General features: G+C 42.2%; 18 protein-coding genes and 1 pseudogene. 8 read left to right on the top strand and 11 right to left on the bottom strand.

Annotated features, from left to right (window positions below):
• The first annotated feature begins 104 nt into the window (after window positions 1-104).
• On the top strand, window positions 105-776 hold the full coding sequence (locus tag V7K42_RS14910; protein ID WP_334917320.1) for an HD domain-containing protein: 672 nt from the start codon (window positions 105-107) through the stop codon (window positions 774-776).
• A gap of 264 nt (window positions 777-1,040) precedes the next feature.
• On the opposite strand, the gene V7K42_RS14905 is transcribed toward V7K42_RS14910, so the two are convergent.
• The 9 genes and pseudogenes from V7K42_RS14905 to V7K42_RS14865 form a co-directional block, all read right to left on the bottom strand.
• A complete protein-coding gene (locus V7K42_RS14905; RefSeq protein WP_334917318.1) occupies window positions 1,041-1,454 on the bottom strand; it encodes a hypothetical protein in 414 nt (137 codons plus the stop codon).
• 253 nt (window positions 1,455-1,707) lie between these two features.
• Window positions 1,708-1,833, bottom strand: a pseudogene (locus tag V7K42_RS14900) (MvdD family ATP-grasp ribosomal peptide maturase); the annotation flags it as partial.
• A 113-nt stretch (window positions 1,834-1,946) separates the two neighbouring features.
• The gene (locus tag V7K42_RS14895; protein WP_334917316.1) at window positions 1,947-2,675 is read right to left on the bottom strand and encodes a HEAT repeat domain-containing protein; all 729 of its coding nucleotides are present in this window, start codon (window positions 2,673-2,675) and stop codon (window positions 1,947-1,949) included.
• A 168-nt stretch (window positions 2,676-2,843) separates the two neighbouring features.
• Window positions 2,844-3,686 (bottom strand): HEAT repeat domain-containing protein, encoded by an 843-nt coding sequence (locus V7K42_RS14890; protein ID WP_334917314.1) that lies wholly within the window; start codon window positions 3,684-3,686, stop codon window positions 2,844-2,846.
• Window positions 3,686-3,943 carry a phycobilisome linker polypeptide gene (locus V7K42_RS14885; RefSeq protein ID WP_334917312.1) on the bottom strand — a complete coding sequence of 86 codons (258 nt, stop codon included), beginning with the start codon at window positions 3,941-3,943 and terminating at the stop codon, window positions 3,686-3,688. The genes V7K42_RS14890 and V7K42_RS14885 overlap by 1 nt, the downstream gene beginning before the upstream one ends.
• A 75-nt stretch (window positions 3,944-4,018) precedes the next feature.
• Window positions 4,019-4,888, bottom strand: a complete 870-nt coding sequence (locus V7K42_RS14880) for a phycobilisome linker polypeptide (protein WP_334917310.1) — start codon at window positions 4,886-4,888, stop codon at window positions 4,019-4,021.
• Window positions 4,889-5,019: 131 nt separating this feature from the next.
• Window positions 5,020-5,832, bottom strand: coding sequence for a phycobilisome linker polypeptide (locus V7K42_RS14875; RefSeq protein ID WP_334917308.1), 813 nt, complete (start codon window positions 5,830-5,832; stop codon window positions 5,020-5,022).
• A gap of 164 nt (window positions 5,833-5,996) precedes the next feature.
• The gene (cpcA, locus tag V7K42_RS14870; RefSeq protein ID WP_094328476.1) at window positions 5,997-6,488 is read right to left on the bottom strand and encodes a phycocyanin subunit alpha; all 492 of its coding nucleotides are present in this window, start codon (window positions 6,486-6,488) and stop codon (window positions 5,997-5,999) included.
• An 88-nt stretch (window positions 6,489-6,576) separates the two neighbouring features.
• Window positions 6,577-7,098, bottom strand: coding sequence for a phycocyanin subunit beta (locus tag V7K42_RS14865; RefSeq protein ID WP_094328475.1), 522 nt, complete (start codon window positions 7,096-7,098; stop codon window positions 6,577-6,579).
• Between the two features lie 1,068 nt (window positions 7,099-8,166).
• On the opposite strand from V7K42_RS14865, the gene V7K42_RS14855 reads away from it, so the two are divergent.
• The 6 genes from V7K42_RS14855 to V7K42_RS14830 all read left to right on the top strand — a co-directional run bounded on the left by V7K42_RS14855 (window position 8,167) and on the right by V7K42_RS14830 (window position 15,538).
• The gene (locus V7K42_RS14855; protein ID WP_334917306.1) at window positions 8,167-8,913 is read left to right on the top strand and encodes a GDSL-type esterase/lipase family protein; all 747 of its coding nucleotides are present in this window, start codon (window positions 8,167-8,169) and stop codon (window positions 8,911-8,913) included.
• A 216-nt stretch (window positions 8,914-9,129) separates the two neighbouring features.
• Window positions 9,130-9,564, top strand: coding sequence for a hypothetical protein (locus V7K42_RS14850; protein ID WP_334917304.1), 435 nt, complete (start codon window positions 9,130-9,132; stop codon window positions 9,562-9,564).
• Between the two features lie 707 nt (window positions 9,565-10,271).
• Window positions 10,272-11,561 (top strand): cation:proton antiporter, encoded by a 1,290-nt coding sequence (locus tag V7K42_RS14845; RefSeq protein WP_334917302.1) that lies wholly within the window; start codon window positions 10,272-10,274, stop codon window positions 11,559-11,561.
• A 357-nt stretch (window positions 11,562-11,918) separates the two neighbouring features.
• Window positions 11,919-14,138: a cation:proton antiporter gene (locus tag V7K42_RS14840; protein ID WP_334917300.1), complete on the top strand. Its 2,220-nt coding sequence runs from the start codon at window positions 11,919-11,921 to the stop codon at window positions 14,136-14,138.
• Window positions 14,135-14,632, top strand: a complete 498-nt coding sequence (locus tag V7K42_RS14835; RefSeq protein WP_334917298.1) for a hypothetical protein — start codon at window positions 14,135-14,137, stop codon at window positions 14,630-14,632. The genes V7K42_RS14840 and V7K42_RS14835 overlap by 4 nt, the downstream gene beginning before the upstream one ends.
• Window positions 14,633-14,701: 69 nt before the next feature.
• Window positions 14,702-15,538 (top strand): AMIN domain-containing protein, encoded by an 837-nt coding sequence (locus V7K42_RS14830; protein ID WP_334917296.1) that lies wholly within the window; start codon window positions 14,702-14,704, stop codon window positions 15,536-15,538.
• A gap of 62 nt (window positions 15,539-15,600) precedes the next feature.
• Here the strand turns inward: V7K42_RS14830 and V7K42_RS14825 are convergent, their stop codons facing one another.
• Complete coding sequence (locus V7K42_RS14825) at window positions 15,601-17,520, bottom strand: transketolase C-terminal domain-containing protein (protein ID WP_334917295.1); 1,920 nt, start codon at window positions 17,518-17,520, stop codon at window positions 15,601-15,603.
• A gap of 201 nt (window positions 17,521-17,721) precedes the next feature.
• On the opposite strand from V7K42_RS14825, the gene V7K42_RS14820 reads away from it, so the two are divergent.
• Entirely contained in the window at window positions 17,722-18,480 is a 759-nt protein-coding gene (locus V7K42_RS14820) for a DeoR/GlpR family DNA-binding transcription regulator (protein ID WP_334917293.1), read from the top strand.
• A gap of 83 nt (window positions 18,481-18,563) precedes the next feature.
• On the opposite strand, the gene V7K42_RS14815 is transcribed toward V7K42_RS14820, so the two are convergent.
• The gene (locus V7K42_RS14815; RefSeq protein ID WP_334713613.1) at window positions 18,564-19,103 is read right to left on the bottom strand and encodes a DUF3172 domain-containing protein; all 540 of its coding nucleotides are present in this window, start codon (window positions 19,101-19,103) and stop codon (window positions 18,564-18,566) included.
• Between the last annotated feature and the right edge of the window lie 137 nt (window positions 19,104-19,240).

Raw genomic sequence — 19,240 nt, 5'->3', positions numbered from 1 at the left:
TTCCCTCTTTTTTGCCTTACTTCTTCCTTTATTACATCTTCTATCTGTTGTTTGAAGAGAATGTAGTTGTTTTTTCCAATACTGAGAATGGGTATACTCACTCTATGCCTACAGAAAACTTTATGGATATTTTATTTTCTAACTGGCAACACACACTCAAACCCTTTGGTGTTGACCAGATAGCGGCTGAAAAAGCCTTTAATTCCTTGGTTGAAGCTTACTCTACCCCCGATCGCTACTACCATACACTGAAACACATCGATCGCGTCCTCAGCACAGTTCAGATTTTGCAAGGCTACACCAATAACCTAGCTGCTGTTCAACTAGCTACCTGGTTTCACGATGTAATGTATGATACCAAAGCTCAAGATAATGAAGAACGAAGCGCACACTATGCTTTTGAATTGCTAAGTAATTTAGGTATTCCAGAAAGTATTATAACTACTGTCACCCGTCTCATTTTAAACACTAAAAATCACCAAGCTGCGCTGAATGACTATGATAGCCAAGTTCTACTTGATGCAGATTTAGCGATTTTGGCTGCTAACTCAGTGGATTATTTAGAATACGCCCATGCCATTCGCCAGGAATATGACTGGCTTCTAGAGAAGGACTATATCACAGGTCGTCAGCAGGTTTTAGAACGATTTTTACAGCGATCGCATATCTACTTTACGCCTTTAATGTCAGAGTTCGCCGAACCCTGTGCCCGTGGCAATATCCAGGCAGAAATTCAGTCGTTGGTTAAAGATATGGTTTTTGATGAAAATTGTTGAACTAAGAGGATGTTTTAAAAGTCTTAGAGGTTGTTTGAAAAGTCTTTGGCTGTGATTTTAGGCACTTATTGATCTCCCCTAACCCCCCTTAAAAAGGGGGAAGAATCAAAGTTCCCCTTAAAAAGGGAGATTTAGGGGAATCTAGAACTTTTAATACCGACAAGAGGACTTTTCAAACATCCTCTGAGGGCCGTTCGCGAAAAACTTGAGCTTGCATATCTTAAAAATATAGTGGTTCTTATTTGAGTTAAATAATCGCTTAACTTAATGCCATTGAAATCGAACTATCATCACGACGATTTCAAATGGTTCTGGGGTCTGAACCTCTTTATAATCAGTAAGCATTTCCTGGCAAAGTTGATTTTTTAGTTTGAGTTTTAGATCCTCTGTAATGGGTAAATCTTTAACTTCATCGATCAGAAAATTCACAGATTCGGTTTTGCTACGTTCTGCATAGATGGCCTTAAGAATAACTTCAATTCCATATCCCGCTACAATATCCCCCACAACGGTTATTAGACCAAACAAGGCTATAGCTCCTACGATGCCAAACGGCCCTCCTAACGTTGTGAGAGTAGCAGCAACGGCGGCGGAACTACCCCCAGATGCGGCTGTTATAATCACCAGAATTACGCCAGGAAGACCAAGACCAGCCACTTTTTTAACAATTTCGTCCATTATAATTACCTAAAATCTTGACACTTTTGATTAAAACATGATTCCTGAGTTCAAATAACTGAAGCAAATAAAAAAAGGTGCATCCAATTCCAAAAAAATTGAAAGCCATTCACAAGAAAATCCCACTACCAAATATTAAAAGAGGTAGGGGATATAGACGCACCTTTTTCGGCTATTCTGCGAGTACTCCAACGGAGAACTTGCAAGGTGAGAGATAAGAAAATAGGAAATAATTTTACCAATTGCCAATACCCTAATTTTTATTAGTCAGCAAAATTTCAGCGATCGCACTTGAAATAGGATAGTGTGGTGAATATATTTCCATCCAGAAAAATTCCCCAACTGGGTTAACCTCAAGGAATACGTGCTGACCATAGGGGAGCAGAGGGGCAGAGGAGAGGGTTTACAGGTTTTACCTAAAAGATTATGAGGCAACTTGTAGGCACGACAGCTTAGCAATGTAGGTCATCTCTAAGATAATTTTTGAATTGCTTAACGCCTACCACCACCACGATGAGGCACTTCAACTTCAGTTTCTTGTAGCTTTCTTTTTGGTGCAAAGACTTCTTGTTGATGTTGTTGCTGCTGAATTTTTTCCTGTGCAAACTTGACACGGGTACAAACTCCAAGATCAACGTCTGTATCGAACATTTGCTGAAGTTGATTGGTAATTCGTGATGTTTGATCTGGTAAAGTGGCTGCTGTGGCAATAGCCAATGTTTCTAAACTCGTCACTGCTGCATAGCGCACTACCCATTCTGGATCTTGAGAAATTAATAATAGCGCCTCTAATACCTGAGTCTGAACAGATTCTACTTTCTCAGGTGGTAATTGATGCCAGCGCAAAGTACCTAATCCTCTAGCCGCTGCCCGCCGCACACTCAAGGAAAAATCGGTTTTTGCTGCCTCGAATAAGGTATCCAGCGCTCGAACATCGCCAATTCCCGCTAAAGCGCGAAGTGCCCAAGCTCTAGCGCCATAGTTGTAATCATCAATTAGTTCCAATAGTGGCGATACTGCGGCTTCCCCGATCGCAATTAGTCCATCTACTGCCGCCACCGCCGCCCCTGGATTGTTGTAGCCCAAAGCTGCAATCAGAGTAGGAACAGATTCCTCTATATGTGCTGCTGCTAACTCTTGAACTGCGTCTACTAAGCGTTCTGAAGAGTCTGCTTCTTCTACAGCACGGATCAGTATTTGGGCAAGATCGTTGTTATTCATAACAATTTCTCATGAGTAATTAGCCGTCAGCTAATTGTAGCTTAAGTTATCCGTAGGTGACATCATACATAAACCCCTAACCCTGATTTTGCAGTTGGGTTGGGGGTTTATATATAGGAAGCATTTTTTGTTACGTATTAATAAGAACTTATTATTTAGAATTTATGACTACAATAGCGAGTCCATCAAATTAATCACTTTAATCGCACCTTCTGACAAAGTGCTTGGTGTAGTGTGATTGACTTGATGTTCTAATAATCCTTTGAGAGAAATCAGCTTGAGGCTATTTTCAGCAAGAGTCTGTGCGATCGCATCTGCTGCGGGTAGATATCCAATGGCTCCCAAATCTGCTAATACTGCTCGACGCAATTGCAATCTTTCACCCGCCAAAGCCTTTACTAACCTTTGCCCATAAGCTAGTTCTTGGGTTAATTGATACATCACTCGTGCGGCAGCATACTGTACCAATTCAATTGGATGCTCTAAAAATGGCTTTACCAAAGGGATAACTTCAGTTGCCCTCAAGGTTCCCAAGGCTTCTAAAATGGCCTCGTAGGGTTGAGATAAATCAGGTTGCTGTATGACAAGCTGCTCTCCTTGCAAACCTACTGTTAATAGCTTGATTAGGCCAGGAATACAAACTGAATCGCCTAACATTTCTAAGGATTGTGCTGCTGCTTCCCGTACATAGAAATCTGAGCAGTCTAAACACGTAATTAAAGGTGATACTGCTTGGCGATCGCCTAGTTTTCCCAAGGCTCTAGCTGCGTTCCGTCGTAGAGGATATCCGCCTTCTGGTGTCCTGTCGGCTTCATCCTCTAAAGCTTTAATTAGCCCTGTAACCGCAGCTGGTTCACTTATGCGAAACCTACCCAACCACCAAGCAGCATAAAAGCGCAAGCCTAAATCGGCACTTTCAAGATTAGCGAGCGCTTGTTCTACTGTTAAAGATCCACCGTCAACATCACCTGTCGCTGATAAATCTTCAAATTTCTCTGGACTGGAATTCATTAGGAAGAAGGAGGATCGCTTTGTTCGCTATCTGTTTTCACCTCAGCGTTCAATGGTTGAATGCTGACTATTTTGCCACCTAAGCGAGTAATTCGCTGCATTTCCTGATTCATCCGGTTTTCAGGCACTGTGATAAATACACTACCACTAGAACGAATTGGATAGTTGGTTTTTTCGGTTTCTTCGCTTTGGCGTAAACCTACAACTTCATACCGGAAGCTACGACTACTAGTTCTACCACTAATTTGTCCAAGCATAAATCACTTCCAAATTTTAAATTTCAAATTTTCAACAGTCATTAATCAATGACTAATGACTATTGACAAATGACACTAAAGGGGTTTCACACTAGCTATTTTACCACCTTGTTTTACCACTCTCTGGAAGTAACTAGATAGTTCTTCATAAGGGATTACCACAGCTTGATTGACCCGGCGGGTGCTAGGATATCCAGCACCAAAAACGCCTGCGACTTCAATGCGGTAAAGTCTGCCTTCTTTACCAAATGTTCCCGCACCACCAAAGGTACTGTTGGGGGTAACACCTTTTTCGGAAGCAACGTATGAAAAACCAGAAGAAGCACCAGATGGAGGAACAACGATAGATGCACTATTGCGACCTAGTTCGCTAGCAAGGCGGGAAGACTTGCCTTTGAGTTGGGAAGTATCGCTACTGGCATAGCCGCGATAAAGTTGGAATATCCGGCTAAATCCTACAGTTTTCTGTCCTGTTTGGGTGTTAAAGCCACGATAGTAAGGAACTATATTTTCACCAAAGCTAGATTGATACTCTGGTGAATCAATGTAAGAATCGATGTCGGCTTCATATCCCTTAGTTTGGTACAAGTCCAAGTGAAAAACCACATCAGACTCATCATAAGGGGCACGACCCAACAGATGTTTATAGTTCAGTTCGATAACGCGAGTTTGGAAATTGTCGTAAAAGAACTTGGTTTTGTACAGTTCTGATTTAGCAACTTGGCGCACAAATTCTTGTACTGTATTTTTTCCATCACGCAGAATAGATTCAGCACTTTCGAGGCGGTCAGATGCCAATATATAGTTGTTACCCAACACCTGACGATAGACGGCAGCAATTACTCTCTCTATATCTTCTTTAGTTGCATTGGGACGCAATTCTACAGGAGATTGGTCGCTAAAAGGTTCCGTTCCTAGACGGGACGCTGCTGTTGTAATAGCCATTGGTGATTTTCCTTTTGTAATTACTAATTGGGGACTGGGGATTAGGGATAGGCTACTAGGTATTGGAAAAACTCTTTCCCACTCCCTAATCCCCAGTCCCCAGCCCCCAGTCCCCAGTCCCCAGTCCTAATTTATACGGCAGTAATGCTAATAACTCTACTGCCCTTACGATTCAACTGCTGCAATTTACTAGAAAGTTGCTCGTAGGGTACGATTAATTCCGCAGTCCCACGTCTTACTACAGTTGAATTTGGGGAAGCTGCTTGTAGCACTCTGATGCGGTATGTTTCTCCACGACCACCTGTAGAGAGGCCGGTTAAGGCTCCAGCAGAGACTGGATAAATGGGTGAAGCTAGATTTTTAGCGACTTCCCAGGTTAGCCGTCCTTGTTTTTGTCCTTGGGCGCGATCGCTATTGGCATAACCCCGATACAGTTGGAACAGTCGGCTATATCCAACATTTTTCTGTCCTACTTGACTCTTAAAGCCTCGATAGTAGGGCACAACATTTTCGCCAAAACTTTCTTGATATTCTAATGAGTCAATGTAAGAGTTAATTTCAGCTTCGTAACCTTGTGAGTTGTAAAGCTCAACATGGAATGAAATCTCTGACTCATCTTCTGGGGCACGCCCCAATAAATGCTTATAATTTAACTCGATAAACCGAGTTTGTGAGTTGGAGTAAAAAAACTTATCTCGATAAAGTTCCGATTGAGCAATGGCTTGCACAAATCCGCGAACTGAGATTAAGCCTTGCTGCAAAAGTGATTCGGCACTCTCCAGACGCTCTCCTTCTAGGAGGTATGCATTACCCAAAACTTGACGGTAAGCTGCCCGGATAACTACTGCTACATCTTCTTCAGTTCTATCGGGACGTAGTTCTACCTGTCCTGAGTTTTCAAATGCTCCAATCCCTAACCTTGCTGCTTGTCCCAAAGCTGCCATCTTTAAACCTCCTCAGTTTTAACTGCAAAACTGAAAACTTTTTAGAAAAATTTTTTCTAGTCTTTTAACAGTCTTTTGAAAATAAAACTGCCCGGAGAGGTAAGCAACTCATAGAACATCACTTGTCATAAGAGCTGATTTCCTCTCCGGGCTAAAGAAACACTCTAGCTTAGAGTATTGATTACATAGTCGATGTAGGAATTTGCTTCAACAGCTGGGTCGCCGCTTAGACCGTGGTTAGCTTTGATGTACTTGAGAGCTTCAATGTACCAGCTAGGAGATAGGTCAAAAGTCCGGTTGATTTCAGCCAAGCCAGAAATCAAGAAATCATCCAAGGGGCCTGTGCCACCAACAACTAATGCATAAGTGATAATCCGCAAGTAGTAGCCGACATCACGAACGCACTTGCCTTTACCGCGTGAATCAGACGCGAAGTTAGGGCCTTGTTGTTGAGTGGTGTAAGGGAACTTGTTATATACTGCTTGAGCAGCACCTTCGGTCAAGCGTTGAGCATTAGCACTTAATGCTTTTGCTGCTTGTAAGCTAGCTGGCGCTTGACGGAAGCGACCAAAAGCAACTTGAATTTCGGTGCTGCTGAGGTAGCGACCTTGAGAGTCTGCTGATGCAATTGCTTCCGTTAGAGGTGTTTTTGTCATTTTGGTATTTCCCTTTTACAAACTTTTGGTTGAAATTTTGTTTTGTCCTAATGGACAATTATCTCAGTCAATAGCAGCAGTATCTGCCTTAAGCTACTGCTGAAGCAGCACGATCAAAATAGCTAGCTATTTCAGACGCTAAAGCGCTGCAATCGCCTCTGGTGATGTTGTTTGTGTCGTTAACAATTGCTAGGGAAGCTGCTTTCAGCTTTTGAATACCAACAGCAACTGAAGCTCCAGGGGTTCCCAATGCCAAGTAGGTTTCACGCAAGCCGTTAAGGGCACGGTCATCTAGAACGCTGGAATCGCCAGCAAAGATTGCGTAGGTGATGTAGCGAAGAATGATGTCCAAGTCTCTGATGCAAGCAGCAGCGCGACGGCTGGTGTAAGCATTACCACCGGGAGTGATCAATTGGGGTTGTTCTGCCCACAAATCACGAGCCGCAGCAGCAACTAGAGCGGAAGCATTGCTGGTAATGCGGTTAACAGCATCTGCACGCTTGTTACCATCTTTGACTAGTTCGCTCAATGCATCCAATTGTGCATCGGAGAGGTATTCCCCACGTGTATCAGCTTGGGAAACTACTTTTGCAAATGCATCTAAAACCATTGCCTTAAATCTCCTACTTTGCTCGGTTAAGAATTAATTGGACTCAAAACTGAATGGTTCAGCTTTTTTTGATGTCAGCACTGCCTGACGAGTTCCGAAAGGTTTAAAACAGACATCCAAGAAATAAGTTTACGATCTCCAGGCTTTCAGATTAAAACTTTTGTTAAAAAACTTAAAACTTCTGTGAATGACTGGAAAACCTGATTAAGATGTTGTTTTTTACTTCCAAGTTCTCTTTATACAATGCTGCCGCATCATTATTTATTACAAATTATTGTTATGTTTGTTAATTTATTTTACATAACTTTACATTTCTGATTGGCTTCTCTTCACCTCCAGGAAATTCCTCAAAGAATGCGCTCGCACCCTGAATTAAAGTAATATTTGCAACTCTATTCCTACTGATAAAGGTGCGAACCACATTTCACGACTGCATTGCATCCATTACATCCGTGGATTCATAGCTACATGAAGATGCAAGGGGAGATTATTAGGATTGTTGCTAACGCAGACTTGAGGATTGCGACCAGCCAAACCTAACCACTACCCAAGCGAGCGGCACCTGCTGCGTTAAACTGTTTTTTAAATCAAAACTGCCAAAAGTTAAAAGTTTGGTTAATTTCTTAAGCGATCGCTCCCAATGTTTGTCCAGCACCTTCAGGACTCATAAATTGCCAAAAAATCGTGTGGTTTGTCATACTCAGTTGGCAAACTATCTAGGCATAGCATGTCCAAAATATCACTTATTTTCACTTAAAATAAATAGAATTTACGCACGAGTTAGGGAATAAAATAGACGTAAAGTGGCTTGCCGCAGACTACCGCAGAGAACACGGAGAATATAAGAGTTTGAGAGATATTTTGCATAAGTCCTCAAAAAGAAAACATGGTGCGATCGCCCCTGTCGTTTTGAGTTCCAAACTCGACACTTGAGGCTCAACTGCGATGATATTAACCTTGCAACTATATCAACCAGTAGAAACCTCATAGATGCTTAGACACTAAAGATAGCCATCTATGGTATAGAAATGTATAGAATCTTGTAAAGATATAAAATATAGTTGTTAAATGCACACATTTCTAGCTTCTTCCTCAATGCAGCTGTCTGTACCACCAAATCACTTTCAGCCAATGAAGATTGTCGCACTGGGGGACAGCTTAATTTATGGATTCGGCGATCCAGAAAAAGGAGGCTGGATCGAGCAACTACGGCGATGGTGGATGTTGCCGGATAGTGCCGGTCATATTCTTTATAATTTAGGGGTAAGAGGCGATCGCACGCAACAAGTAGCCCAAAGACTAGAAGTTGAATTTCGCCACCGGGGTGAACTGCGAAATCGTGTCCCCGACTTGATTATTTTATCCGTAGGCGTGAACGACTCAGCGCGGTTGGCGCGTCCCGATGGTCGAAGTTACACAGATTTTACCCTATTTGAAAAAGAAATTGATTCTCTGCTAGATTTAGCACAACAACTCTGTCCTGTGTTATTTGTGGGCATGGTGCCAGTAGATGAAGCCAATATGCCATTTTTAGATTGTTTTTACTATAATCATGCCGATCAATACCGCTATAAAGAAGCAACTCGAATTGCTTGCAGCAAACGGCAGATTCCCTATTTAGATATTTTTGAGCAATGGATGGAACGCGGTGAAAATTGGCGGCTCAAACGCCTGAGTGAAGATGGTCTTCATCCCAATACACTTGGTTATCAAGCTTTGTTAGAAGATGTGATAGATTGGGACGCGATACATTCAGTAGGCTTTGCCAATGCAGCTTACCATTCTCAATTTAATTATCATCTTAAACCATCCTAATAATAGAGATGTGTTGGTGCTTTGAAGTTAGCCTAGATTCTCATATTCGCTATCTTCGCAAAAAGTACTACAATCTTGCTAATTTTTGAATTAAAGTAGATGCAATATTCTTTCACAATCAATCCATAAAAACTCTAACTTCTCTCTTTTTCATTAATTCTAACTCCTGTGTAGACGCGATTAATCGCATCTCTTAACTCTTAACTCATCACTCTTATGACACCAACTTTATTTGGTCGTTGGCAAACTCGATTATTATTAATTCTAACTGTCGGCGTACTTGTATCTTTGCCTTTTGCGCTGGGTTTGATTGGCCCTGGCGCTAACTCGGTTTATTTTTGCATACTTGGTTATGTCGCCGTCTTTGGCTTAGGTTGGGATGTGCTTTATAACCATCTTCAGAAATCCCGATGGGATAGGGATTGGCCCGCAGCTTATCAACTTTTAGCTGGGATATGGGAATTAGCATTTGTGTTCTGTGGAGTAAAACTGTTTGGCTTTTTACCAATACCTTTACCTAAAGAAGAATTACCTTTAGCAGTTTTTTTATTCCACTATAGTGTCGTGTGGCTAGCAGTTTTTATTAGTTCACAAAGCCTGATGCGAATTATGTTCCTCCGTTGGCGTTTTCGGGGTGGTGAGTGGTTGTAATATTGTGTCCACTTAAAGACTGATCGTTAAGACTGCACTTAACCCAAGTGTATTGGATATGGTGTACACACAAGTATATTGACCTCTTATGACAATGCATCAGCTTGTTATATAAATGCATCGACTTATTTGTTTCGGACTTACGCAGAGTTATAAACAAACTGCATTCGCGCAGCATCTCGCAGAGAAGAACGGATACACACATTCGTGTAGCAAATATTTGATACATGAATAATGACTTTTCAAACAACCTCTAACACAACGTCAATTGCTACAACGGAGGGAACATCCCTTCGGGAAAACTAGTCGCTTAGGTTGGGAAACCCGCCTACAGCGCTGGATTCACCGCAACGCACTGGCTCCTCTACAATACCTAATTTTGTTCAAAAATCAAATAGTAATCCTATATGCAAATTCATCGGATTGTAAAAATTGACTCATATCTGGCGGTTTAAGTTTAGATGCAATATCTTGTATTAACGTACATTTGTATGCGTTTTTACGAACAAAAAGGCAATTACTACAACTTTGGAAAGGTTTTCAATGTATTGCTTTTTGTATCTCACCAAATTAAAAATAGCTATTTTATGTATATTCTACAAAATTGGCGTTTGTGCTGATGTAGTAGTCATGTACAAGAGAAAACCGCATAAGCTTTGGAGTTTAGGGAGATTTTTCAATGCAGAAACGCAAATTAAGGAAGTGCAATGTCAAATTTTGATCTAATTATTCAGCTATTTTTGCAACTCACAATTATCTTAGCTACTTGTCGCATCGTGACGATTTTAGGACGGCGTTATCTTGGTCAAACCGATGTTGTTTGCGAAATGATTGCAGGCGTAATGCTAGGGCCATCACTTTTGGGATTGATTGCACCGGATTTTCAGCAATGGCTTTTTCCTAAGCTTCCAATCATCACTGCTGTCGGACTTAAAATACCCAATCCGTCGATGTCGATTTTATATGCTATCAGCCAGATTGGGTTGGTAATTTATATGTTTTTGATTGGTTTAGAGTTCAACACAAAACTCTTAAAACATCATATCAAAAGTGCAAGTTTGCTATCTGCTGCTGGAATTTTTACTCCTTTTATTTTAGGAGCGATCGCATCTTTTTGGTTTTATCAAAATGGCGATTTCTTTCAACCAAAGGTAACATCTTGGTCAGCCGCTTTGTATCTGGGTGCGTCGATGACTATTACAGCATTTCCGATGTTAGCTCGTATTCTTTACGAACGCGGTCTTGCACAAACCCGCTTTGGTACATTGGCTTTAGGTGCAGCATCGGTAGATGATGGAGTTGCTTGGTGTTTGCTAGCGATCGTCCTTGCTAGCGTGAAAAATTCTCTGAGCATTGCCATATTAGCAATTGGTGGTGGCATTTGCTACATATTATTTGCAATTTTTCTTGGTCAACCTCTATTGAGAGTGTTCACACGCATGACAAAACGCGATGCAGGTGTGAATAGACAAACTCTAACTTTGATGTTGATAATTTTGATGTTTTGTGCGTGGTTTACTGATATTACAGGTATCTATGCAATATTCGGTGCTTTTGTGCTGGGAGCAGTAACACCACGAGGAGAATTCGCCCAACAAATTCGCCAATATACTGAGTTTTTAACTACTTCTTTTTTGCTACCGATATTTTTTGTCTTCTCTGGACTAAACACTCAAATTGGATTAGTAAACACACCTACTTTATGGGGAGTTACACTCTTAATTATTGCGATCGCAATTCTTGGCAAAGGTGTTGCTTGTATGTTGGCTGCAAAATTAGCTGGTGAAAATTGGCGTGAGTCTGCAACTATCGGCGCTCTAATGAATGCTCGCGGTTTAATGGAGTTAATCATCCTCAATATTGGTCTTGAACAAGGTATAATTACCCCAACTTTATTCACTATAATGGTGATTATGGCAGTGATTACTACACTCATGGCATCACCCCTGATTGCATTTTTATTGCACGGTACAAGCTATGATAAATCTTCTGCCTAAGCAAATTTAAATATAAAATTCAGTACCAATTCACTGATATTAATTACATCAGAGTTGGGTAAAATTATCTGTTTTCACTCTAAGCTATAACGGCTAACTTGTTTGTACTAGATTTTAAATACTACTACGAAGTCAATACCAATTATTTATTTTTTTGTGTTGTTAATTCGGAAGTTATTCTAAATTTAGCTTCTCCAATCATCAGAATTAAGTTTTCACCTCTGTAACTGCCTCTTCTCAGTAATTGGCATTACAACTAAGGGCAAATTAATCTTGGCTGTATCTAACAAACTTGACATTTTTCAGTCTTTTAAATAATCATCTAAGAGAAACCAGATAGTTAATTTTGAGGAAACCATGCACATAGTTATTCTCGTTCTGGTTGAGGTGCTGATTGTTATTGGACTTTCAAGGCTAGTAGGGCTAGGATTCCGTTCCATTAAGCAACCTTTGGTAATTGGTGAGATTGTCGCCGGAATTATGCTCGGCCCATCTTTATTTGGTTTAGTTGCTCCCCATGTAGCAGTTACCTTGTTTCCACCAGAAACTTTTCCTTTTTTAAATGTTTTGTCTCAGGTGGGACTAATATTTTTTATGTTTCTGATTGGGCTAGAACTAAATCCAAAATACCTCGGCGGACAATTAGAAGTAGCAGTTTTAACTTCTCATGTCAGCATTTTGGTGCCGTTTTCTCTAGGAACATTGCTAGCGGTGGTACTTTATCCCCTAGTTTCCAATGCAAGCGTATCATTCACCGCTTTCGCCTTGTTTTTGGGAGCGGCGATGTCGATTACTGCTTTTCCAGTGTTGGCGCGAATCATTACTGAAAACAATTTACAAGGAACGCGGTTAGGAACCTTGGCGTTAACTTGTGCAGCCGTGGACGATGTAACAGCTTGGTGTTTGTTAGCAGTAGCGATCGCAGTAGCTAGAACAGGTAACTTTGCTGGTGCTATACCCACAATTATCGCCAGTATCGTTTACATCGGCTTGATGTTGACGGTGGGACGTTGGTTCCTCCAGCGCCTTGCCAAACACTACCTCCGTGCGGGACGACTCAGCCAATTGCTGCTCGCTGGGATTTATATGGGCGTGGTTGCGTCGGCATTAATCACCGAACTAATTGGTATTCACTTAATTTTTGGGGCATTTTTACTGGGAGCAGCCATGCCCAAAAATGAAGATCTAGTGCGGGAATTGGCAGTAAAAACCGAAGACTTTGTTTTAATCTTCTTGCTGCCAATATTTTTTGCCTACAGTGGTTTAAAGACGCAGATTGGCTTGCTCAACCGTCCAGAATTGTGGCTTTTGTGTGCGTTGATTTTAGGAGTGGCGATCGCAGGTAAATATGTTGGTACTTATGTAGCAGCCCGTGTCAGTGGCATTAGTAAGCGGGAAGCCTCGGCACTCGGTTGGTTAATGAATACTCGTGGCTTAACCGAACTGATTGTACTAAATATTGGTCTAGAGTTAGGGGTAATTTCGCCCTTAATATTTACCATGCTGGTAATTATGGCATTGGTAACTACATTTATGACCTCGCCACTGCTGGAATGGACATATCCAAAGAAGCTGATCCGGTTAGATGTCGTAGAACCGGAGTTGGGAGCAGAAACAGTTATAGACACCTCTGTTGTCAGTGAAACTTCCCCTCATCCTTTCCGAATTTTGGTGCCAGTGGCTAATCCAAGTACGCAAAAAGGTTTAGTACAGTTGGCAGTAGCATTGGCGCAGCCCGCCGTCGGTGTCGCTCTCAATTATCGATCTCCTGCCGTTGTTAACCCCCTCAGCCTGATTGAATTTCAAGAAGACTATGCCTTTGAAAGTACCCCAGTTGAAGCAGACCGATTAATCGCCCAGCGCCGCCATCAGCTACAACAATTGATTAATACTCTCGAACCACCAGAAACTCGATCTTGTGTACATCCTATCGTTCGCATATCTAGCAACGTTGCCCGCGAAACAGCACAGATTGCCATATTAGAACAAGCTGATTTAATTCTCGTGGGCTGGCATCGGCCAGCTTTTAGTAGTAATCGTTTAGGTGGACGAGTTGGACAAATGCTTACCACTGCACCAGTGGATGTAGCAGTGTTTATAGATAAAGGCAAAGAGCGATTAGAAAGTTTACTCGTACCTTATTCTGCAAATACCCATGATGATTTAGCGCTAATACTAGCTCTAAGACTGCTAATCAATCGTGAGACTTGTATGTTGCAGATATTACAGCTAGTGGCAAATCATACCAGCGAAGAATTGAGCTACGAACTGCATACGATGATGGAGCAATTGCCCACCAGTGTACGCGATCGCATTGAAATCAAAATTATCGAAGCCCCAGAACCAATCCAAGCTGTAATTCAAGCCTCGGAAGGTGTTGACTTAACTATTGCTGGCACCAGCCGCGCCTGGGGGATCGAGCGCCAAACTTTGGGAAGATATACAGATCAACTAGCTATGCAATGTCGTTCTTCCCTGCTAATTACCCGCCGCTACAGTCAAGTTACCGCTCACCTTGCCTCTATGCTTCCTGAAGTTAGTAGTCAAGAGCCAACTATTGAGGAGTTGAGAACATGAATCATTTCAACTTCAAATCTTTAGCTTTTTACGGAGTAGCAATAGTTTCAGTGCTACTGTTGTTTAAAACTGTCAGTGTTTATGGGGAAAACAAGCTTAAGGCTCCTCCAGCCGTTAACGGCCGCTATCGTCTAACCCTGTCAGAGAATTTGCCTAACTGTGAAAAATCGGATACCCTAACGTTAAACATTGAGCAGTCGGGTATTTACTTAAATGCCTCTGTATTACCGGCAAATGCTAACGCCGATACTGACGAAAAGCACTCTCTGGCAGGCATCTTCAGAAATCAACAATTAAATTTATCTGGGAAAGTTGGCAAATCAATCCTTTGTAATATTCCTCACTCCCAAAACGATCCTCTGAACTCAGTCACAATTCAAATGCAACTTGTGGATAAAGGTAATATGACAGGTCAATTAACCGTAAATGACATTCCACAAACCCGGAAATTTACTGCTGTGCCCGAAAAAGCTGAAGAAAAATCTCAGAAGTGAGAATTGGGAAGTGGGGACTAAAGAGCAATGTGAGCGCATTGTATGGGTTCTATGGAGCAGATAAAAAGAATGAATCAGGGACTAAAGACTAGGCAATGCCAATGGCGCAAGCAGCTATTTTACATCAGTCTATTAGGCTTTTGGGCAGCGATCGCCATCGAAACTTGCACTACTGCTGTTACACCAGTAGCAAAGCTAGATAATTGGCGGTTTTCCCCAAAAACACAGCAACTCGAAATTATCCTCTCAGCAGGCACAACACCTCATTATTTCTACTTAGCCCAACCCTCTCGCCTTGTTGTAGATTTACCGAATACTAAGTTGGGTAAAGTTTCCACACAACAAAATTATTCTGGGGCAATCAAAAGCATTCGTGTTTCTCAATTGAACGCAACTGACACACGCATCGTCTTAGATTTAGCACCAGGGATTGTTTTTAATCCCAAACAGGTACAACTGCAACCCATTTCTCGAAAAAACTCTACTCGCTGGGTATTACGTCCGGTTATTTCTGGTAAAACTACTGCCGTGAAACCAGGAAACTCCCCAACTTCATCCAAGAAACAATCTCAAACATTGTATAAGCCACAGCAGCCTAGTAACCTACCCGCAACTACTACTAATTTACAAGCGCCCTTACTCACAATTCCGCCGATATCAAACGATCTGCCCTCAACAATTACTAATAACTCAGGACAGCCTTTTGTCACCGTACCTCCCCTAGCTCCGAATACATCCTCTCAACAACCTGCTTTGACTCTTCCCCCTCCTTCTTTCCCAAATCAACCCGATAACTTGAATAACATTTCTCCTTCTGGTGTGTCGGAATTTCCAGTTCCAACAACCCCCAATGTTTCCAATCCCCAGGTAATCGAGTTTGGTCAACCTTTACCCAAAAATAAATAGGGCATGGAAAATCAAACCAATGCCCCATGTCCTAATTTAGATATTTGTCCAGTTAGCAACTATTACCTTTTTCCAACTAATTCCTTCACCTTGTTGATGATGCTCACTGGATCGATACCTTGGTATGGATACTGTTCCCACAAACCACCGCAACCTTCTTTATGAGTTCCTAGATGGGCATATTTGGGAGTCAACCCGCGCTCTAGCAACCAAGAACCGAAACGGCTGCCTAAACCTGTCCGCCGATTGAAGGCTTCTACAACAAGCACAAAAGGAGCGTTACCAATTTTGGTAATCATTTCTTCATCAATGACGTTTAAAGTTGGTTTGTTAATTAAACCAACGTCTAGCCCTTCTTGCTTAAGACGCTCTACAGCATCAACGGCGCGGTAGAGAGCATCGCCAAAACTGATGATATAGCCTTGCGTTCCTTCTCGAACTACTTCATCTTTACCTGGAACAAATTTGTAGCCACTTCCAAATAAGTCATTGCCTTTGCTGTCCTGAATATTGGGCACTTTGGAACGGGTGGAGAAAATAAACCGCAGTCCCGGCTCATGGAATACTGCTTCTACACAAGCTGTCATTTGATTAACATCTGCTGGGAAGTACAACTGTGTTTCGTAGCCATCATCCAAGCCATTGTCGGCAAACATATTGTTCAAACCGAAATGGCAGGTGTTATCTGCCATATCATCTATACCCGCATGGGAAAAGTGGCACAAGACATTAGAATAGTTCAGCCGTGCCATTGTGATTTCTGAAATACACATTTCTAAGAAGGCGCTGAAAGTCCCAAAAATACCTTGCTTGCCCTTCTCCATCCCGAATCCAGCAGCAGCCGAGAAGTTGCCCCGTTCCATGATGCCAGAGGGAATAAATATCTCAGGATATGTATCGTGAATTTTCTTCAAGCCGCAGGAGCCTTCTAAATCGCTATCAATCACCTTGACTTTTTCTTTACGTTCCCCCTCACTCATGCGACTGAGGACAGCTACCACGGCTTCACCAAACACATTGCGGTTAGCGCCCCATTTGTCACTGGAACCCAGAAATGTATATGTTTGCTTGGGTTTCTCAATCCTCTTCAGGTATTCAATCGCCGCAGTTTGTCCGCGAGATTCTAGATACTTAATTGCTAAATCTACAGAAATTACATCATGACCATGAGTGGAGCCTTCTAAACCCTCAATTCCAGGACACATTGGGCGTTTATTAACGAGAGCGATCGCTCCAGGAGTATTCACAGCTTCACAGAGGCGACGGTATAAATCGTCTAAGTCTTCGCCGTCTCCCTGAAGTACTTTTAAGCCGTGACCTTCTAAGGTTTTGGCGACACTGAAACCAGGTAAATATTTAGAAGGATGTCCAGCGATCGTTACATCATTGTCATCAATTATCAGCTTGACGTTGAGATGTTGAGCAACCGCCAACCGAGCAGCTTCAGCATCGTTGCCTTCTTGCTGCGCTCCATCAGAACCGAGACAAAAAACAGCTTTGCCGGGATTTGCCATTGCCACACCATTGATGTAAGGCCAAAGATGCCCCAGACGGCCAGAACTAAATTTCACACCAGGGGTTAGTCCCAGTTCAGGGTGTCCTGGCAGATGAGAATGTGCTTGACGATAACGTAAAAGTTGCTCGGCAGGTAAGCCACCATACAACGTTGCCATTAGATATTGGGTGGCGACTCGATGTCCTGCCTCATCAAAGAAAATTGGCACAAATTTCTCCGATGCGCCTCGAAAGAAGGCATCGAGGATCGTTACCTCTGGCACTGTATCGTATGGCCCACCAGTATGACCGCCAACTCCGCTAGCAGCGCCAGTTGCTGTAAAAAAGACGATCGCATCCCGGCAGAGTTGAATATTCGCTTTTAGAGTCTCTCGCTGTTCATCTGTGAGGCTCGAATTGGCTGGATTGAGCACTAAAAATTGGTAAGCACCGAGATCGATTGGAAATTGGGTATCAATAATAGTCATGGTTTATTTAGTAAAGGGGACTGGGGATTGGGAGCTAAGACCAACCATTTGGAACCATCTGGTTTCATCAAATGCCAAAATTAATACATTTATCTATGCATGAACGTGCTTGAATTCAATTGAAGTTGCTGCTTATGAATAAGTATAAACTCACAAACGTGCAATTTCAAGTTTAAAAACGCAATTTCAGGAAAATTAATTATGCTAACTGCTGAACGACGACAATTCATCTTAGAAATTCTGCGTCGTGATAAAAAGGTGCTTTCGACGGAACTTAGTGCTGTTCTCAAAGTTTCTGAGGATACGATTCGGCGGGACTTGCGAGAACTAGCAGAAACTGGATTATTGCAACGCGTTCATGGGGGAGCGCTCCTCAAATCTCCAGCCACCGCCAGTTATGCCGATCGCCAAAAGCAAGCGCCCAAAGAAAAGGAAGCGATCGCTCGGACAGCAGCAAAATTAGTTTGTAAAGGACAGGTGGTAATTTTAGATGGAGGTACGACAACTCTCCAAGTGACGCGTCATTTGCCCTTAGATTTGCAAGCGACAGTGATCACAAATAGTCCGCCAATTGCTCTTGCTTTAGCAGAACATCCCCATGTAGAGGTTGTGATGTTAGGCGGACAACTTTATAAAAAAGCCTTGGTGAATGTTGGTACTGTAACGATTGAGACATTACGGATGATTCGTGCAGATTTGTGCATGTTGGGGGTTTGCAGTTTACATCCAGAGATTGGGATTAGTGTACCTAACCTAGACGAAGCCCACGTTAAACGAGCCATGATTGCTGGATCGGCTGAGGTAGTAGGATTAGTGACAGCAGAAAAATTGGACACGGCTGCTCCTTATCTAGTGGAGTCTATTCGTGCCCTAACTTACCTTGTAACAGCACCTACAGTATCTAATAGTATGCTGAGTGCCTACAAAGCTTTAGGTTTGACCATTATCCGTGATGAGTAACCACGATTTCATGCGAGCAGATGCGATCGCTAGGGATAGAAGCGAGGACAAGGAGAATAACTCCTAATTCCCTATTCCCAAATCTAAAATCTATCCGTTTCTTGAGGTGTTCCCACTGCTCCTGGTTGAGCTGTAAAGAAGTTTTGAGCAGCTTCATTTTGATATATACACCTAATATCAGGTTTGTCACTGTCTAAGTTACCAGTAAAGCCAAAAGTGTTCAGGCGATTTTTGCACTCATTTACCTGATCGGATGTCACCAGCTTGCGGTTCTCTAAAAGCGCCCAGTTATTTTGTCGGATCACGCATCCAGGACGCATACTCGGTTGGGCAACATAAACATTAAAAGGGTTGAGAGTAACGAACAGTCTAGCGTCCATAACCATCGCGCTGGCTCCATACTGCACACAAATTTCAGGGTTTGGTGCTTTGGTGTCAATGAATTCGCGGGAAGCCACATTTGATGGAGCTAACGTGGTTGTAGAACTAAAAGCAATGCCAATTCCAATCCCCAAAATTAACACCCCTCCCATAATTGCAATGGTGAAGAGGTTAAACATAGGGGATTGGAAAATAGAGGGTTTAGAAGTAGTAGCCGATCTACCAGGGGGTTTACGTCTCATTGTTGCTTAATCACCTTCACGCCGATTTTGGAGGGAGTGGTCTAAAGTTTTCTCTCTATTTTCAGTATGCCTAGTTTTGACTGTGATTGCCTGCAATTTTCTGTACGATATTCTTGTTAAATGAGAAAAATAGTAAC

This window comes from Nostoc sp. (assembly GCF_036917455.1).
Lineage (GTDB): Bacteria > Cyanobacteriota > Cyanobacteriia > Cyanobacteriales > Nostocaceae > Nostoc.
Note: the sequence above shows the minus strand (reverse complement) of the source record. Positions and strands in the feature narration are given on the sequence as shown.